This is a genomic window from Microbulbifer maximicatervae (SeqCode), from assembly GCF_052467955.1.
Window position 1 is genome coordinate 3,634,689 of record NZ_CP174329.1, and the last position, 15,164, is coordinate 3,649,852.

A 15,164-nucleotide genomic window follows, 5' to 3' on the forward strand; every position below is an offset into this window, starting at 1 on the left:
AATATCACTATTAAAGTGACAGGGATTTTAGGGGCCAGCCTCTGTGGGGGTTGTCGGGATCAGCGAAGCTGGCTCATGCGGAAATCCAGGCGCCGATTGGGGTTGGCGGGATTGATCTTTTCTGGGGCCCTGGCCGCCAACTCACCTTTGCGCAGAGTTCCTCTGCTCACTGCCAGGATATGATTCTCGTACTGGGGCATATAGGCCATCCAGGCTCCGCCGAGTCGATCGCGCATAGCTTTGTCGCGCCAAGCGCTGTTCTGTAGCTCGGGCCTATCCCCGAAGTTACTGACCAGCACGCCATCTTTATGAAGCAGGCGCATCAGGCTGGAGCACCAAGACTTATCGGCGGTTACCGCTCGCTGCGCTACGCCGTCGCAGTGCCCAAATAAGTCGTCAATCACCAGGTCGAAAGTGCTGTGAGAGGGTCGCTTTAAGTGGTCGTGCACAAAGTCACAGGCATCCGCACACACCAGCTCAACATCACGTACGCCAAAGAAGCGACGGGCAATATCCAGGTGCACCGGGTCCAAATCTACGCCGACAATACGCTTGGCGGAGGTGAACGCCTGCAAAAGGCGAATCAGTGCACCACCACCGACGCCGAGTACCAATACCGAATTCAAGCGCTCTTCAGGGAGGAAGAATGCCGGTAGCAGCAATAACTCCCAAAGGGAGCCTTTGAGCGGATCGCGGGGATTCCACTGAGAGTGGAAAACCCCATTGCTGTAGAGGCGCACACTGGCGCCATGGTTGCGCACCTGGTAACAGGTGTCGCCAACCTGCTTTTGCCAAAGCAGCGCCATCAGCTCGCCGGGAGGTCTGAGGACTTGAGCAATACCCGGGCAAATTCCTGTAGGCCCGCCAGGTCTTCCTCGCTAAAGCGCGCCACACTGGGGCTATCGATATCCAGCACTCCCAGGCAACGACCCGCGTCATCATACAGTGGCACCACCACCTCTGAGGCCGACACGGCATCGCAGGCAATGTGGCCGGGGAACTGATGCACATCGTCTACCAATTGGGATTCACCGGTCGAAACAGCAGTGCCGCAAACACCAGCGCCCACTGGAATCCGGGTACAGGCAGGCTTGCCCTGGAAGGGCCCCAAACGCAATTCATCACCGTAGAGGAAATAGAAGCCGGCCCAGTTGATATCCTCCAGCTCCATAAACAACAGCGCACTGGCGTTGGCGGTGTTGGCTAGCCAGTCTCGCTCCGCAGAAAGCAATCCTTCCAGCTGCCCATTTAAGGTGGTGTAAAACTTGTTCAGCGACATACCTAGCGCCCCTTGCCCACTTATAATTTCAAATCGTGTCAGCTAAAACTGGCAAACCCGCAAAACAGTATCCTGCGGGATGCCGGTATTTTGCGGGCTTTGGCGAGGGAATCAATATGCAGAGTGCAAAATTACTGGTAGGGATCGACCACTGCAGGCTCTTCACCAGTCTCACTGCGATACTCATCGGCATCGACAGTTGGGCGAGACCACTCGCTTTCATCATTGTTGCTACGAGTGTTCGACTGGATAGCCGGCGGCGCGCTGGTAACGTCTGACTGCATCAGGTTGCGGGACTTTTCGAAGCGATCTTCCACTTTCGGCTTGGGCGCAACTTGTGCGGGATTGCCGCTACCTTCGCGGCGAATGCGGTTGGCCATAGCACTCAGATTAGGGCGGCGGCGCTCCGCAAGCTTCACGGTTTCCAATTCGCTGTTCAGGCGGTTGATCTCCGCCTGTAAATCACCCATCTGCGCCTGAAGTTCAGTAATCTGGGTCAACACGCCTTTTACTTTACGACTTTCCTTCTCGTACATCACGGCGGCGCCGCCAAAGGCCAACGCAAAAATGACCAGGATGGAAAACTGACGCATAGCAAACTCCGGAAACTGCACTTGTTATTCTGAGGGGCATTTTTACAGCAAATTTTTTCTATCTTCCGAGAAATTGCGCATAAAAAACAAGTTCAAACGCCCGCCGACACCTTGATAGTCACCATTCCATAAAAAACGAACAATTAAAATTTATCGGATAGCGACATATTCACACTAATGTCCCAGCCAACTCCCCAATCTCAACCGCCTCCTGATCCACATAGCGATTACTGTCTGAAATTGCTGGCAACAGAGTGCTATCTGCGTATTGGCAACCAATCGCTTGCACCAGCTTTTGCCCCATCTTTTCCGCCTGCTCCGGAGCATGGGCTTTTCCCGTGCGCAGAAAATGCAGTAACAGATCGTAGCCTGGGCGCCAGCACTGCAAGTCGGGAAAGCTCTTTCTTAGCGCTGCGGCAATACGCAATCCCTCATAGTCCAGATCCCCCCAGAAAAATGTTGGAACCGTTCGGGACTCCCCATCGTGCCACCAGCTAAGGAATTGCTGCCGGATATTTTCACTAACCACATTAATTGTGCTGAAACGCACCCTCTCCCCATTGCGAATCCGTTCTGCGCCGCCCTGGTAGCCCTCGCTATAAACCAGCGCAGCACGACTGGGTTGCAGCTCCGCCAGGCTAATAAAAGTGTCCTGGTTTTCGATAAAAATGACCTGCTCAAATTGCCTGGGCAGGTAGGCGTGGAGTAAAAGCTGGCGCTCCTGGATTTTACGGCTCAGGTCAGGATAGAGATTGCGCACCAGAGATTGACGACTGGGTAATTCCAGGTATTTGGAATCCCCTTTAAAGCAGCGCGCGGCTAATTGTCGCCAGGAAATTTTATCGGCAAAGATCAGCTCTTTGCCGACAGACACCCAGCAAGCAATAATTTCTTCGACGGAATCAAACCCTGGTTGGAGTTCCAAGCCTTCGAAGGGAAAAGCAGAGGGATTTTCAAAGCGATCGACATAGGGTTCCAGCAGGCTGGTCCAGGCGGATTGGCGAACGATGGGGGATGGGCGATTGAGCCACAGGCGCAGCTGTTCCTCGCTGGCATCCCGAAAAATCAATTGGGCCCCCTGCCACTCGGCAATGCCCGGCCGCCTTTTCGGATTCGGTTTCACCGTAAAACACTGGTATTCCCGTGCAAAATGCTGCAATTCACTCCACAGCTCCTGCTCGTCTTGATCGGGGTCCCTGAGGGGCTCCAACACTTCCAACCAGCGCTTACTGCCAGCGCGCAAATCCAGCCTGAAACTAATGCGGGCTTCCTTGCCGCGTTCCAGCTGGCTGTCCCGCCGATCCAGAATAAAATTCAGGATGCCGATTAACAGCGGGTTTTCCTCTACCCAATAGGGCAATGTCTTTTCCATCGGTTGCCTCCCTGCCAATGGAGGGGTTTCCCCCGAAAATACCTATCCTTCTACTTCTACCAGGTCCATAAAATCCAGCGATGCTTGTTGGCGAATCGTGCGGCGGTGGTTGGCCCAGAGTTCGGCGATACGCTCCTGGTTACACACCTTGCGATCAACATACACTCGGGTATTCAACTGGCCGATGGGCTTGGCACTGGGGCACTTGCTGAATACAAACTGATTCGAGATCAGGTCCATAAAAGGCCCTGATTTACTGCTGGGCATAATAAACAGCAGCTGTAGCCCCAGGGTTTCAGTCAGGTAACGGATCACTTCCTTGGAGCGGGACTCATCCATTTTGGAGAAGGCCTCATCCACCAGCACCATTTGCAAATGGCTGCCGCTTTCACCAAAGCGGAAGGCCGAAGTGACCGCTGCGGAGCGGATAATATAAGCCGGCGTTTCCAGCTGACCGCCGGAACCGGTGCCGTACTGGCTGAGCGCAATCGGCTCCTTGCCCTCCGGTTCCTTATAGATTTCATAGCTGCGGTAGTTGCGATAGTCGCTGATTCGATCCAGCTCGCGCCGCGCCACCTGCTCGTCCTCACTCAGCAGCATACTCAACAGGCGATCCCGCACCTTGCGGTGCTTGGGCGCCAAGTCCGTGTCGAACAGGCTCTGCTCTTCACCCAGATTCGGCAGTTCAATTACCGCCTTAAAGAAGCTCCAGTACTCCTTAAATTCCGCCACCCACTGGTAGTCGAAACGGAAGCGCTCGCGGTCGGCGCCAAAGCGGTGGTGTTCCAGCTCTTTGTTCAGATCATCCAACACGCGCTTACCATCGTTAATGGACTGGTAAATAGCGTGGCACAAGTGGGTTACAAAAGTGGTGTTAAAGGATTTTTTCAATCCCAGCAATTGATCGTGGCGCTCCACCAGCAGGTTGTTCTTCAGGCGGTTGCGTAGGGTCTCTACCTGATCGCCGAGACCGCTGATCAACTTGAACAGACCATCTTTATGGCCGCCACTCAAGTCTGGCTCAAACACCAGGGTATCGACGCTGGCACAGGTGGCGTTGTACTCCATCACCGCGCGATCGAGCTGGCGGCTGTATTTTTCCAGCTGTCCCTGCCAACTTTCAATATCCGCTGAGAAGTCGAAGTTGTCAGCGGCGCGCTCTACCTGCTCGTCGGCAGTAACCAGCACTTGCTCGGCATCAAATGTGGGATCGATGGCGGTAATACGCCTTACCATTTCCTCGCTGTCACTGGCGGCATCGTCCAGGGACTCCAGCTGACCAGACAGAGCGTCCAAGAGCTTTACGTTGCTCTTTAATTTCGTTTCCAGGGAACCAGTCTTGCGCTGGAGATCAGACAACTGCTTTTGCTGGTCCTTGAGCTGGGCCTTGAGTTCATCGACCTGCTGCTCGAACTGCTCGAAGTCCTTCAGGTCCAGGTTTTCCAGAGCGCGCTCGGCGCTGCGCCATTCCCGCTGTGCCGCCAGGGCGGAATCCACAATGGACAACAGCTTGATATTCGCCAGTCCGCGCACCGCGTTGGTAACGCGACGGTAGAGCTGGTGGCGCTCGTTGACGTGGGCAGCCTCTTCCAGCAACTGCTCCATAGCGCGCTGCTGCGCCGCCAGTGCGCGGGCGCGGGCGCCCTGGCCGAACACCAGCTCGGCATCGTCCATATCGCAGCGCCACATGCTGTAGTTGCCACTGGCCATACCGTCGGCAGTCAGGCCCCGGCGGGTGCCGCGCAGCTCGTGTTCATCCTCCACCTGAACCACGGCACCGTAAGAGGCGCGCAAATAGTGCTCGGCAGTTTTATGGGTGAACTCCATCAGTTCGATAATGGAGCCCGACGGCGTATCCAGGCGCTCCGCATCGCGGCGGGCTTTATCCCCCTGGATCACACGAGCGCGGTTGTTGCGCCCGGGCAGGCCGCGCACGATACGAATCGCGCGGGCCTCGTGTTCCGGCTCCACAATAATCGAGAAACGCGCGCCGCCGAGATAGCCTTCAATCGCCATCTGCCAGCGCTCATCCAGCACTTCCACATAATCACACAGGACGCGGGGTTCCGCCTCTGGGCACTGCTCGCGAATTGCGGCCAGGGCCACTTCTACCGATTGGGGGTAGCGCACGCGATTGGCCTGGAGATGCTGAATGCGACTTTCCTGGGTGCGCAGCTGCTTTTGCAGCTGCTGTACTTTTTGCTCGCAGCGGGAAGCCTGCTGGGCAATCTGCTCTTTGGGGGAAACCTCATCACTGGCGCCGGCTTTGCCACTGCTATCCAGCAGATCGAAGAGGCGGTTCTGTAGGGCCTCACTGCTGGCAGCACGCTCGCGCAGTGGCTCCAATGCAGCCAGATCGATCCAGTCCTTGCCCAACAACTTGTGCAGATCAGGTAGGTCTTCCTCGCGGGACACCTGCTTAATTGCCTGCACCAGTGCCTTATCGGAGAAGGCGGGAATTTCCAGCTCGGCGGAGGTGGAGTTGAGCAAGTTTAATAATTCTTCGGCGGCCTCGCGGTTCTCGCGCCAGCGCGCCTCTTCGGCAGACATGGGGGTGTGCTGCTGGGACAGAAGGCTCAGGGCATTGTTAATACGCTGTTCCATTTCGTCCTTATTGCGCAGCGCATCGATACCCAGGCGCTGGGCTTGAAGCTCTACCAGCTGACCATTGAGCTGCTCGACGCGTTCGGAGGCGACGCGCACTTCGCGCTCATTGTTGTCCAGATCGCTGCGCAGTTTTTTCTGATCGTTCTTGCCGCTCAGATAACTCTTTTGTACCCGCTGCTGGCGGTGGCGTGCGCACAAATATTCCTGCACCCGCAACTGTAACCACTGCTCCCGGTAGAGCTCTACCGACTGGGCGATGGCCTCCAGGGAACTGACCCGCTCCACAATCTGGCGGGCTTCCTGCTCCATGCTGTGAATGGTTTTCATCAGCTCGGAGACGGAGCGGATGGCATCACCCAGATCACGTTTTTCCAATACTTCCTGGGCGACAAAATCGTTGATGCTTTTTACCGGCTTGTAGGCCATAAAATTGGCAAAGGTGCGCGCGGCGTGCATGGCCTCGCGATCGGAGACCGCATCGCGGCGTCCGCGCAGGGCGCCGTAAAGGCGGCGCAGATAGGCCTTTTTCTTGTCGTACTGCTCTACTTTTTCGAACTGCTTGCTCAGGACCTGGTTGAATTTATCCAGCGGCAGCAGGTGTTTGCCATCGGTGTAATCCCGGACAAAATCTCCCATTACCAACTGTTCGCCGGGGAATACGAAAAAGCGCAAATCACTTTGGCGGGCCTGGGCAAGTTTGCTGCTGTTATCCAGGTGCGCGCGAATCCCCATCACTGCGGTAAAAGGCTCAGCATCGTCTTCACCGCTGGTGGGATGGAAAATACCGGCGATGTAACAGTCAGTGGGCTCGACACGGGCATAACTACCGTCGTCACAACCCAGCACATAGGAAGCTAGCGTCCGCACCTGCTTGCCACCGCGCCCGCGCTGGGTGGTTTCATCCTGCCCCGGGTTAAAAGTAAACAGGGTGTCGTGGGCGGCTGTCATCAATGTCTGGATAGCATCGGCCGCCGTGGTTTTACCGGAACCGTTGCCACCGGAAAACAGGTTGATCGGGCCGAAATCATATTCCAACTGCGGGATATTGCCCCAGTTAATCAGGATCAGTTTTTTTAGGAACATAGTCTTTTCAAAAAAACGGTCTTTTCAAAAGCAGGGTCTTTTTGCAGGCGGGAAGCCGACACCCCTCTCCGAGGCTCCCGGGCGCGATTTACGCAAACCCGGGCGGTCGAATGTTTTCGATTTTTTATAGCCGCTAGTGCGGCATCTGTTTTCAACTAGGAAGCGGCTTCACTCTCAAACAGGCTGTTATCTTCGACTTCTGGAGTGATGCGTTCGAGCGATTGCTCTTGTTCGGCCTCTTCAACCTCGCCAACCTCATGAACTTGAGCGGCCTCGCTCTCCACTGTAGGAGGGACTTCGCTGTCGATCAGCTGGTGCAATACCGACTCGCTGACAAAGTGGGCGATGGTCGGGCGTACGCGCAACCAAACCTCCGCACTGCTCTCCACTTCTTCACTGCTGAACTGCACCAGACGCAGCTGGCGCAATTTCTTCAACAGGTTTTTGCGCTCGGCGTGTTTATCCGGCAGGGACATTTTCAGCAGGTTGCGCATGCCCAATTCCAGGGCTTCCATCGACAGCGCAGCACAACCGCTCTCATCCACCTGCCCTTCCCGCAGCGCTTTATCGTATTCCACGCGCAGGGCGAGAATCGCGGCCACTTCCTGTTGGCTGAGTCGGGCGCGGAAGCCGCCGTGGTGCGGCTCTTCCTGATCCGGCAGACCCGGTACTTCGGCACCGGGCGGATACACGCGAATAAACTGGAAACGGCTGTCGTGCTGCAAACGCAACCCCAGCGGGGCCAACCACTCGCGCACCAGCTGCTCGCAGCGCTGGAAGCGATCATAAAGCGTGGTTTCGATAACGCTTTCATCCCGGCAGATAACGCCGTAATCCAACAGGCGCACCAGTAGCTCGGAAAATTCGCTGCGGTTCAGGCGACACTGCGCCAGGGCCTCTTCCAAAGCCTGTTCAATCACTGTTTTTCAGCTCCAGGATATATTCGTCAAATTCGGTGAAAAAGTCATTGCTGGCGATTTCACCGGTAAATTTCACCTGCAGGTCGGCGGCGCCGCTCTGGTTCACCGCCGCTGCTTCGATCACATGGCTCATAGCGAGCAGATCACGCGCATCACGCAATGGCAGGTTGCGGCTGTTGATCTGGCGGCCGGTGCCGAGGGCATCACTCAGATAATCGCGCAGGTTACTGTTATTGAAGTTAAACGCCTGGTCGAGCAGTTGTTGCAACTCGATCTCGCGGCGGTTTTCTTCACCGATGGGGGTTTCATCTTCGACCCGGGTATTTACCGGCTGGCGGCGATTGCGCTGCCACAGCTGGGTTTGCTTGGGGTCAAACAGGCGCAGTTGGAAGCCACCTAACTGTTCGCCCAGCTGCTCGAGAATTTGTGTTTTTTGCTGGCTCTCGCCGAGACGCTGGCACAGGTCGGCAAATTCACCTTCGGCCTGGCTATGCAGGTAGCTGAGCTGGCGGATAATAATATCGGCACGCTTGGTAAAGCCCTGTAGTGCACGGCGCAAAGCGGGCAACTTCACCTCGCAGGCGCGGCGCATGCGGTCCTCGATGGTATCGAGCATCAGCCACAGCAGGGAGTGGCCCGGTTGCACCAACTCCGGCAGCAGTTGGCGTAGGCGCTTCTCCCACTCCGCTTTCTGCACATCCTCCTTGCGGCGAATGCAGTCAATCACCCGGTTGATCGAATCGCGATGTTTTTCCACGCTGTCCGCAGACAGACGAATAGCCAGGTCCGGCTGGAAACGGCTTTCCATAAAGGAAAAAAACTCATCGGTGGCCTGCTGCACCAGTAATTGAGCCTCCACTTCCCGCACCATTTCCCGCTTGCGCTCTTCCAGCTCGGCGATCATATCGGTGAAATCCGCCACGATACGCTCGGAGTATTCCCAGGCATCGATCAAGTCGTGGATTTCACCTCGGCTGGCAAAGGCTTCCAGGGCATTTAAGGTGTTGCGGGTATTGCGGTGGCGGGTGCGCACGCGAGTGCCGTTCACTTCCACTAACGGCTGAGTGAAAAGGCGGCCCCGGCGGCTAAACGGATAGGTGGCGGTGAGCGTGGCGCTGTCTACCTGCTTCTCCAGCCAACCGAATTCCACCAGGCTGTTCAGTACCCAGACGGCCTGATCGCGCAGGTTGCGGAAGCGGCCCTCGGGGTCCTGCACACCGTCCTCGCTGTCGAGTTGGGGCGCGCGGGTCAGGGCCTCGGCAAAAATTTCCAGGATCTGCTCGCGCAGCAAAGACTCACCGTAATCAGCCTTGGCGGTGTACAGACGCTCATACAAAAGACGCAAGCACTCAACCACCTGCTCGCGGTATTTACCGGTCAGCGGGCGGAAGAAGTGCTGGTAGGAATCGACGAAGAACAACGACTATAGGCCCGCTTATTCCTCTTCCGGCTTTTGGTTGAAGACACAATATTTTGTGTAGTCGCGGGTATCGTCAAAAGTCCACTGCCCTTTGGGAATGCCATCCATTTTCTCGCACCAGGCATCAGAACCCCGTTTGGGCTCACAGCCGGTCAGTGCGATAAGGGCGATCACAGCGCTGGTCAGGACAAGTACTTTTTTCATGGTTCGCTTCTACAAATGAAATTCGAATTTCACTTCCCCGGCGGCCGCAATGTGCCAAGCCAGGGAAAATCTATCGGTGTCTCAAGTCTATCCGTGTCTCGGGGTGGGACCGCGCTATTCGCGGCGCCACTTGGTCCCTTCGCGGCTATCCTCAAGCACCACACCTTTGGATTTTAACTCTTCGCGAATCTCATCGGCGCGGGCAAAGTCACGGTTCTTCTTGCTCTGTGCGCGCTCTTCGATCAGTGCTTCAACTTCTTCGGCAGAAATACCTTCATCTCCACCACGGGCCTGTTTGAACCAGGCTTCCGGGTCTTGCTGGAGAATGCCCAGCATATCTGCAGCGGCCAGCAGCAAACCTTTCAGGCGTGCTTTATCCGCCTCATCGGCTTTGTTCAGGTCGCGGGCAATTTGGTGCAACTCGCTGATGGCGATCGGCGTATTCAGATCGTCTTCCAACGCCTTGATAAAGGCGGTGTCGTTAAGATCTGCCGCTTCAGCCTCAACCGCTTCCGTTTCACGGAGTGCGCCATAGAGAGTATCCAGGGTGCGCCATGCCTGATCCAGCAAATCAGCACTGAAATTCAGCTCTGAGCGGTAGTGGGCAGACAGCAGTGCAAAACGCAGCACTTCACCCGGGTATTGGCTCAGCAGGTCTTTGACCATGCGGAAGTTGCCCAGGGATTTGGACATCTTTTCGCCATTGATATTTACATAGCCGTTATGCATCCAGTAGCGCACAAAATCCACACCATTGGCGCAGCAGCTTTGGGCGCGCTCGTTCTCGTGGTGCGGGAAGGTCAGATCGCGACCGCCGCCGTGAATATCGATAGTCTCACCCAGGTGCTTCTTGATCATGGCCGAGCACTCCAAGTGCCAACCCGGGCGCCCACGGCCCCAGGGGCTATCCCAGCCGGGCTCGCCATCGGCGGACGGCTTCCACAGTACGAAGTCGCCGGCGTACTTTTTGTAAGGCGCTACTTCCACCCGCGCACCGGCGAGCATATCGTCGAGGGAGCGCTTGGACAGCTGACCGTATTCCTGCATGGATTCCACGGCGAACAGCACATGGCCTTCGGCGGCGTAGGCGTGACCTTTCTCCAGCAGGCTTTCGATCATCGCGATCATTTCCGGCAAGTGCTGGGTGGCGTAGGGGACAATATCCGGCTCCAGGTTATTGAGCGCGGCCATATCCTCGTAGTAAGCCTGGGCATAGCGCGCTGACAGCACGCCGATTTCCTCGCCGTTATCCCGCGCGGTCTTCATGATTTTGTCGTCAATATCGGTGATATTGCGCGCGTAAATCACATCGCTGAAATTTCTTTTCAGTACCCGGTACAGGGTGTCGAACACCACCACAGGGCGGGCATTACCAATATGCACGCGGTTGTACACGGTGGGGCCACACACATACATGCGCACCTGATCTTCCACCAGTGGTACGAAGGGTTCTTTCTTCCCGGAAAACGTGTTGTAGACCTGTAGAGACATCTTTTCTCTCGAATTCTTTTTGCTGTGTGGCGGGCCAGTCATTGGCCCAGCCGCGAAAACTGCCGCTCGGGCAGCTCTCCGCTTTGCTATTTGTTTTGCTCTTTGGCCCAGCTGTCGCGCAGACCAATGGTGCGGTTAAACACCGGCGCTTCCGCGCTGCCGTATTTGCTGTCGCGACAGAAGTAGCCGTTGCGCTCGAACTGGTAGCCCTGCTCCGGCTCCGCCTTGGCTAGGCCAATCTCGGCCTTACAGCCTTTGAGGACTTGCAGGTTGTCCGGGTTTACGCAGTCGAGGAAGTTCTTACCGCCGGCATCCGGCGCCGCATCATTGAACAGGCGATCGTAGAGGCGCACTTCGCAATCGACATTGTTGTCCGCAGATACCCAGTGAATCACGCCCTTTGGCTTAACGCCGTCGGCCGGGTCTTTGCCCAGGGTGTCCAGATCAACCGAGCAGATCACTTCAATAATTTCACCGGCATCGTTCTTCACGACTTCTTCAGCAAAGATCACATAGGCGTTGCGCAGGCGAACTTTTTTGCCCAGCACCAGACGCTTGTACTTCTTGTTGGCCTCTTCGCGGAAATCCTCTTTCTCAATATAGAGAGTGCGGCCAAAAGGAAGTTCACGGGCCGGCAGATCATCGCGCACCGGGTGGCCGGGTGCTGACAGCATCTCTTCCTGGCCTTCCGGGTAATTTTTCAGGGTAATCTTCAAAGGCTCTATCACGCACATGGCGCGCGGTGCATTTTTATCCAGATCGTCGCGAATGCTGTATTCCAGCATGCCCACATCGACAACTGAGTCGGAGCGGGTTACACCGATCATCTCGCAGAAGTTGCGAATGGAAGCCGGGGTAAAGCCGCGACGGCGCATACCGGACAGGGTCGGCATGCGGGGATCATCCCAGCCGTCTACATGGCCTTCGTCTACCAGCTGCTTGAGCTTGCGCTTGGACACCACGGTGTAGTTGAGGTGCAGGCGTGCAAATTCGTACTGACGCGGGCGCGAAGGCACCGGCAGGTTCTCAATCAGCCAATCGTACAGCGGCTTGTGATCTTCAAACTCCAGGGTACAGATGGAGTGGCTGATACCCTCAATCGCATCACACTGTCCGTGAGCGAAATCATAGCTGGGGTAAATACACCACTTATCACCAGTCTGGTGGTGGGCCATCTTTTTGATGCGGTAGATGATCGGGTCGCGCAGGTTAATATTCGGCGCGGCCATATCGATCTTGGCGCGCAAGCTGCACTGGCCCTCTTCCATTTCACCGTTGCGCATCTTTTCAAACAGCGCCAGGTTTTCCTCGACAGAGCGATCGCGGAAGGGGCTGTTTTTGCCCGGCTCTTTCAGCGTGCCACGATAGTGACGCGCTTCTTCTGCGGACAGGTCGCAGACGTAGGCCTTGCCATCTTTAATCAGGTGCAGCGCCCACTCGTACAATTGATCAAAATTATCCGAGGAGTACTTCGCCTCGCCATTCCACTCAAAACCGAGCCAGGAGACATCGCGCTTTATCGCATCGACAAACTCTTCCTCTTCCTTGGCCGGGTTGGTGTCGTCAAAGCGTAAATTACAGGTGCCACCGAATTCCTGCGCCAGACCAAAATTCAGACAGATGGACTTGGCGTGGCCAATATGCAGGTAGCCGTTGGGCTCCGGCGGGAAGCGGGTCGCAATCTGCGTAACCCGGCCCTCAGTCAGATCTTCACGGATAAGGTTCTGTAAAAAGTGAGCTGGCTTGCTCTCGGATGTCATAGGATTCTCTTAATTTACAGCTGTGCGAACGTAAACGGCGAATTATAACCTACTTGAGAGACAGAATATCGAATTTGAAGGAACGCTTTTCATAGAAATTCACTGCAAGCGTTTGATTTTTGTGCAATTGACACAGATATTCCGACACAGCATTTTACAGCTACAGACTACAAGGTATCATGCCGCCCCAAATCAACCCTCATAGGACATTTTATGATCACCCTTCACACAACCCATGGAGATATAGCCATCGAATTGGATTTCGAAAAGGCACCCAAGACTGCTGCCAACTTTTTGCAGTACTGCCGTGACGATTTCTATACCGGCACTGTCTTCCACCGGGTGATCAACAACTTTATGATCCAAGGTGGCGGCATGACTCCAGACATGCAGCAGAAGGAAACCCGCGATTCCATCGAAAACGAAGCCAACAATGGCTTGAAGAACGACACTGGCACCCTGGCCATGGCCCGCACTATGGACCCGCATTCCGCCAGCTCCCAGTTCTTTATCAATGTTAAGGACAACGATTTCCTGAACTTCCGCAGCGAAGACTCTCAGGGTTGGGGTTACTGCGTATTTGGTAAGGTTGTCGACGGCATGGACGTGGTCAACAAAATCAAAGACGTTAAAACCGGCAGCAAAGGCTTCCACCAGGACGTACCCCTGGAGACTATCGAAATCACCGGTATCAGCATCTCTGACGCCTACGCCGATAAGTAATTCCACGGGTCAGTACCGACTCTAAGGCGGGGACATTGTCTACTTATTTTATTTCTGACTTGCACCTCGACGAAAAACGCCCGGATATTACCCGGGCGTTTTTTGATTTCCTGCACGGGCGAGCTGCCGGTGCTGAGGCGCTATATATTCTCGGCGACTTTTTTGAGGCGTGGGTTGGCGACGACGACGATGCCCCGCTGGCCCGCGAAGTGATTGGCGAGCTAAGTCGCTATAGCGGTGCCGGCGTAGAGTTGTACCTGATGCACGGCAATCGGGATTTCCTGTTGGGTACCGACTTCGCCCAGCGCGCGGGAGCCACTTTACTTCAGGACCCCACTGCGTTGTCCCTCGGTAATGAGCGCGTGCTGCTTATGCACGGCGACAGCCTTTGCACCCTCGACAAAGAGTATATGGCGTTCCGCCGCCAGGCCCGGGACCCCAAGTGGCAACAAGAGCTACTGGCCAAGTCCCTACAGGAACGCCGCGCTATTGCCGCGCAGATTCGTATGGCATCCAAGAGTATGAACAGCCGCAAGGCCGAAGACATCATGGATGTAACCCAGGACGAAGTGGAGCGGGTGATGCTTGAGCACAATGTGCTTCGACTGATCCACGGCCACACCCACCGGCCCGCCCGCCACGGGTTGACAATCAACGGTGAACCGGCGGAGCGTATTGTGCTGGGAGACTGGGATAAGAATGCCTGGTGCCTGAAAGCGGACAAAGACTCACTGGAGTTGATTCACTGGCCGATCGGCTAGGAACCGGCGTTTTGGATGAGGCTCTGCTGTTGCTGCACAGCCTCTACCAATTCCCCAAGCGTCTCCCGCAAACGCTGCACCCCCCCAAATTGAAAACCTTTCCCCTGTAAATAAGCGCAATCCATCACTGCCGGTGGTTTCACTTGTGGCTGGGGAGGTAGCGGTCCCTGCTGTCCAGATATCGATCTTAGAATCTTCACCAACTCGCGACTGCTAACCAGGCAATCACTACAGTTTACTGCCCGCCCCCGGGCATCTTCGTGCTCCAGTAAAAGCTCTACCGCCCGCGCCACATCTTCTCCGTGCACTTCCGTTGAAAGCCGGGAATTTAAATAGGCTTCTCCGGATATCACTGCTCGAGCGATGTCATACCACTTGCTGCGACTTAGCGGACTCACCAGCCCGTAAACTCCAGTTAAGCGCAATGAAACCGCATGCCAACTGCGCTGATGCGCCCAAGCAGACAGCATGGCTTCCACAGCCGCTTTATAGCCGCCGTAGAAAGTATCCGGCTGAACAACCTGCTCCTCACTTAAAGAACCGCTCAACTTTCCAGTGGCATAAACGGCACGACTGGAAATAAACACAAATTTTTTTACCTTCGCTGCATAGGCAAATCGGATTAATGCCAGGGTTTGACTGAGATTTACATGTAGAAAACCCTCGAGATCGTCCCCCTCCCCTTTTCGATAGCGCCCGGGAAGATGCTCGAAAGCTGCATGTACCACCACATCCAGATTGCTGGTGAATGTCTGTAATGCTGTATCAGAAGTAATATCCCCGACGCTCCACGCTAATCTGGGTGAAGCAATACTGTGAAAAAGATCTACACTTTCCTCCCTGCGCAGTAATGCTCGCACTTCATAGCCCTGCCGCAAAAAATGCCTAACCAGAAATTGCCCCACATAGCCACTGGCGCCAGTAATCCCTATTCTCACAAATCCCTCTCTC

At 55.5% G+C, this 15,164-nt stretch carries 13 protein-coding genes; 2 read left to right on the forward strand and 11 right to left on the reverse strand.

From position 1 onward, the window contains the following. Window positions 1–59 precede the first annotated feature (59 nt). From ACJJI5_RS15650 to ACJJI5_RS15695, 10 genes are all read right to left on the reverse strand, one after another. The gene (locus tag ACJJI5_RS15650; protein ID WP_445354568.1) at window positions 60–806 is read right to left on the reverse strand and encodes a spermidine synthase; all 747 of its coding nucleotides are present in this window, start codon (window positions 804–806) and stop codon (window positions 60–62) included. After that, a complete protein-coding gene (gene msrC / locus ACJJI5_RS15655; protein WP_282932196.1) occupies window positions 806–1,279 on the reverse strand; it encodes a free L-methionine (R)-S-oxide reductase MsrC in 474 nt (157 codons plus the stop codon). The genes ACJJI5_RS15650 and msrC overlap by 1 nt, the downstream gene beginning before the upstream one ends. Before the next feature lie 131 nt (window positions 1,280–1,410). After that, complete coding sequence (locus tag ACJJI5_RS15660) at window positions 1,411–1,872, reverse strand: 6TM ABC transporter family protein (protein WP_445354569.1); 462 nt, start codon at window positions 1,870–1,872, stop codon at window positions 1,411–1,413. A 169-nt stretch (window positions 1,873–2,041) separates the two neighbouring features. After that, window positions 2,042–3,244 (reverse strand): Wadjet anti-phage system protein JetD domain-containing protein, encoded by a 1,203-nt coding sequence (locus ACJJI5_RS15665; RefSeq protein WP_445354570.1) that lies wholly within the window; start codon window positions 3,242–3,244, stop codon window positions 2,042–2,044. Between the two features lie 42 nt (window positions 3,245–3,286). Then, window positions 3,287–6,934 (reverse strand): ATP-binding protein, encoded by a 3,648-nt coding sequence (locus tag ACJJI5_RS15670; RefSeq protein WP_445354571.1) that lies wholly within the window; start codon window positions 6,932–6,934, stop codon window positions 3,287–3,289. Between the two features lie 155 nt (window positions 6,935–7,089). Then, window positions 7,090–7,854 carry a DUF4194 domain-containing protein gene (locus ACJJI5_RS15675; RefSeq protein ID WP_445354572.1) on the reverse strand — a complete coding sequence of 255 codons (765 nt, stop codon included), beginning with the start codon at window positions 7,852–7,854 and terminating at the stop codon, window positions 7,090–7,092. Then, window positions 7,847–9,274, reverse strand: a complete 1,428-nt coding sequence (locus ACJJI5_RS15680; protein WP_445354573.1) for a Wadjet anti-phage system protein JetA family protein — start codon at window positions 9,272–9,274, stop codon at window positions 7,847–7,849. The genes ACJJI5_RS15675 and ACJJI5_RS15680 overlap by 8 nt, the downstream gene beginning before the upstream one ends. Window positions 9,275–9,289: 15 nt before the next feature. Next, window positions 9,290–9,478 carry a DUF3012 domain-containing protein gene (locus ACJJI5_RS15685; RefSeq protein ID WP_445354574.1) on the reverse strand — a complete coding sequence of 63 codons (189 nt, stop codon included), beginning with the start codon at window positions 9,476–9,478 and terminating at the stop codon, window positions 9,290–9,292. A 114-nt stretch (window positions 9,479–9,592) separates the two neighbouring features. After that, entirely contained in the window at window positions 9,593–10,969 is a 1,377-nt protein-coding gene (cysS, locus tag ACJJI5_RS15690) for a cysteine--tRNA ligase (protein WP_445354575.1), read from the reverse strand. An 86-nt stretch (window positions 10,970–11,055) separates the two neighbouring features. Further along, entirely contained in the window at window positions 11,056–12,729 is a 1,674-nt protein-coding gene (locus tag ACJJI5_RS15695; RefSeq protein ID WP_445354576.1) for a glutamine--tRNA ligase/YqeY domain fusion protein, read from the reverse strand. Window positions 12,730–12,942: 213 nt separating this feature from the next. On the opposite strand from ACJJI5_RS15695, the gene ACJJI5_RS15700 reads away from it, so the two are divergent. Then, window positions 12,943–13,452, forward strand: a complete 510-nt coding sequence (locus tag ACJJI5_RS15700) for a peptidylprolyl isomerase (RefSeq protein ID WP_108733726.1) — start codon at window positions 12,943–12,945, stop codon at window positions 13,450–13,452. Window positions 13,453–13,487: 35 nt separating this feature from the next. After that, window positions 13,488–14,213: a UDP-2,3-diacylglucosamine diphosphatase gene (locus ACJJI5_RS15705; protein ID WP_445354577.1), complete on the forward strand. Its 726-nt coding sequence runs from the start codon at window positions 13,488–13,490 to the stop codon at window positions 14,211–14,213. Here ACJJI5_RS15705 and ACJJI5_RS15710 read toward each other — a convergent pair. Continuing rightward, a complete protein-coding gene (locus tag ACJJI5_RS15710) occupies window positions 14,210–15,151 on the reverse strand; it encodes an NAD-dependent epimerase/dehydratase family protein (protein ID WP_445354578.1) in 942 nt (313 codons plus the stop codon). The two genes, ACJJI5_RS15705 and ACJJI5_RS15710, sit on opposite strands and share 4 nt — an antisense overlap. Between the last annotated feature and the right edge of the window lie 13 nt (window positions 15,152–15,164).

Coding starts and splice junctions, on each gene's coding strand:
- ACJJI5_RS15650 (WP_445354568.1), bottom strand. CDS start 806: ATGGCGCTGCTTTGGCAAAAGCAGGTTGGCGACACCTGTTACCAGGTG.
- msrC (WP_282932196.1), bottom strand. CDS start 1,279: ATGTCGCTGAACAAGTTTTACACCACCTTAAATGGGCAGCTGGAAGGA.
- ACJJI5_RS15660 (WP_445354569.1), bottom strand. CDS start 1,872: ATGCGTCAGTTTTCCATCCTGGTCATTTTTGCGTTGGCCTTTGGCGGC.
- ACJJI5_RS15665 (WP_445354570.1), bottom strand. CDS start 3,244: ATGGAAAAGACATTGCCCTATTGGGTAGAGGAAAACCCGCTGTTAATC.
- ACJJI5_RS15670 (WP_445354571.1), bottom strand. CDS start 6,934: ATGTTCCTAAAAAAACTGATCCTGATTAACTGGGGCAATATCCCGCAG.
- ACJJI5_RS15685 (WP_445354574.1), bottom strand. CDS start 9,478: ATGAAAAAAGTACTTGTCCTGACCAGCGCTGTGATCGCCCTTATCGCA.
- cysS (WP_445354575.1), bottom strand. CDS start 10,969: ATGTCTCTACAGGTCTACAACACGTTTTCCGGGAAGAAAGAACCCTTC.
- ACJJI5_RS15695 (WP_445354576.1), bottom strand. CDS start 12,729: ATGACATCCGAGAGCAAGCCAGCTCACTTTTTACAGAACCTTATCCGT.
- ACJJI5_RS15700 (WP_108733726.1), top strand. CDS start 12,943: ATGATCACCCTTCACACAACCCATGGAGATATAGCCATCGAATTGGAT.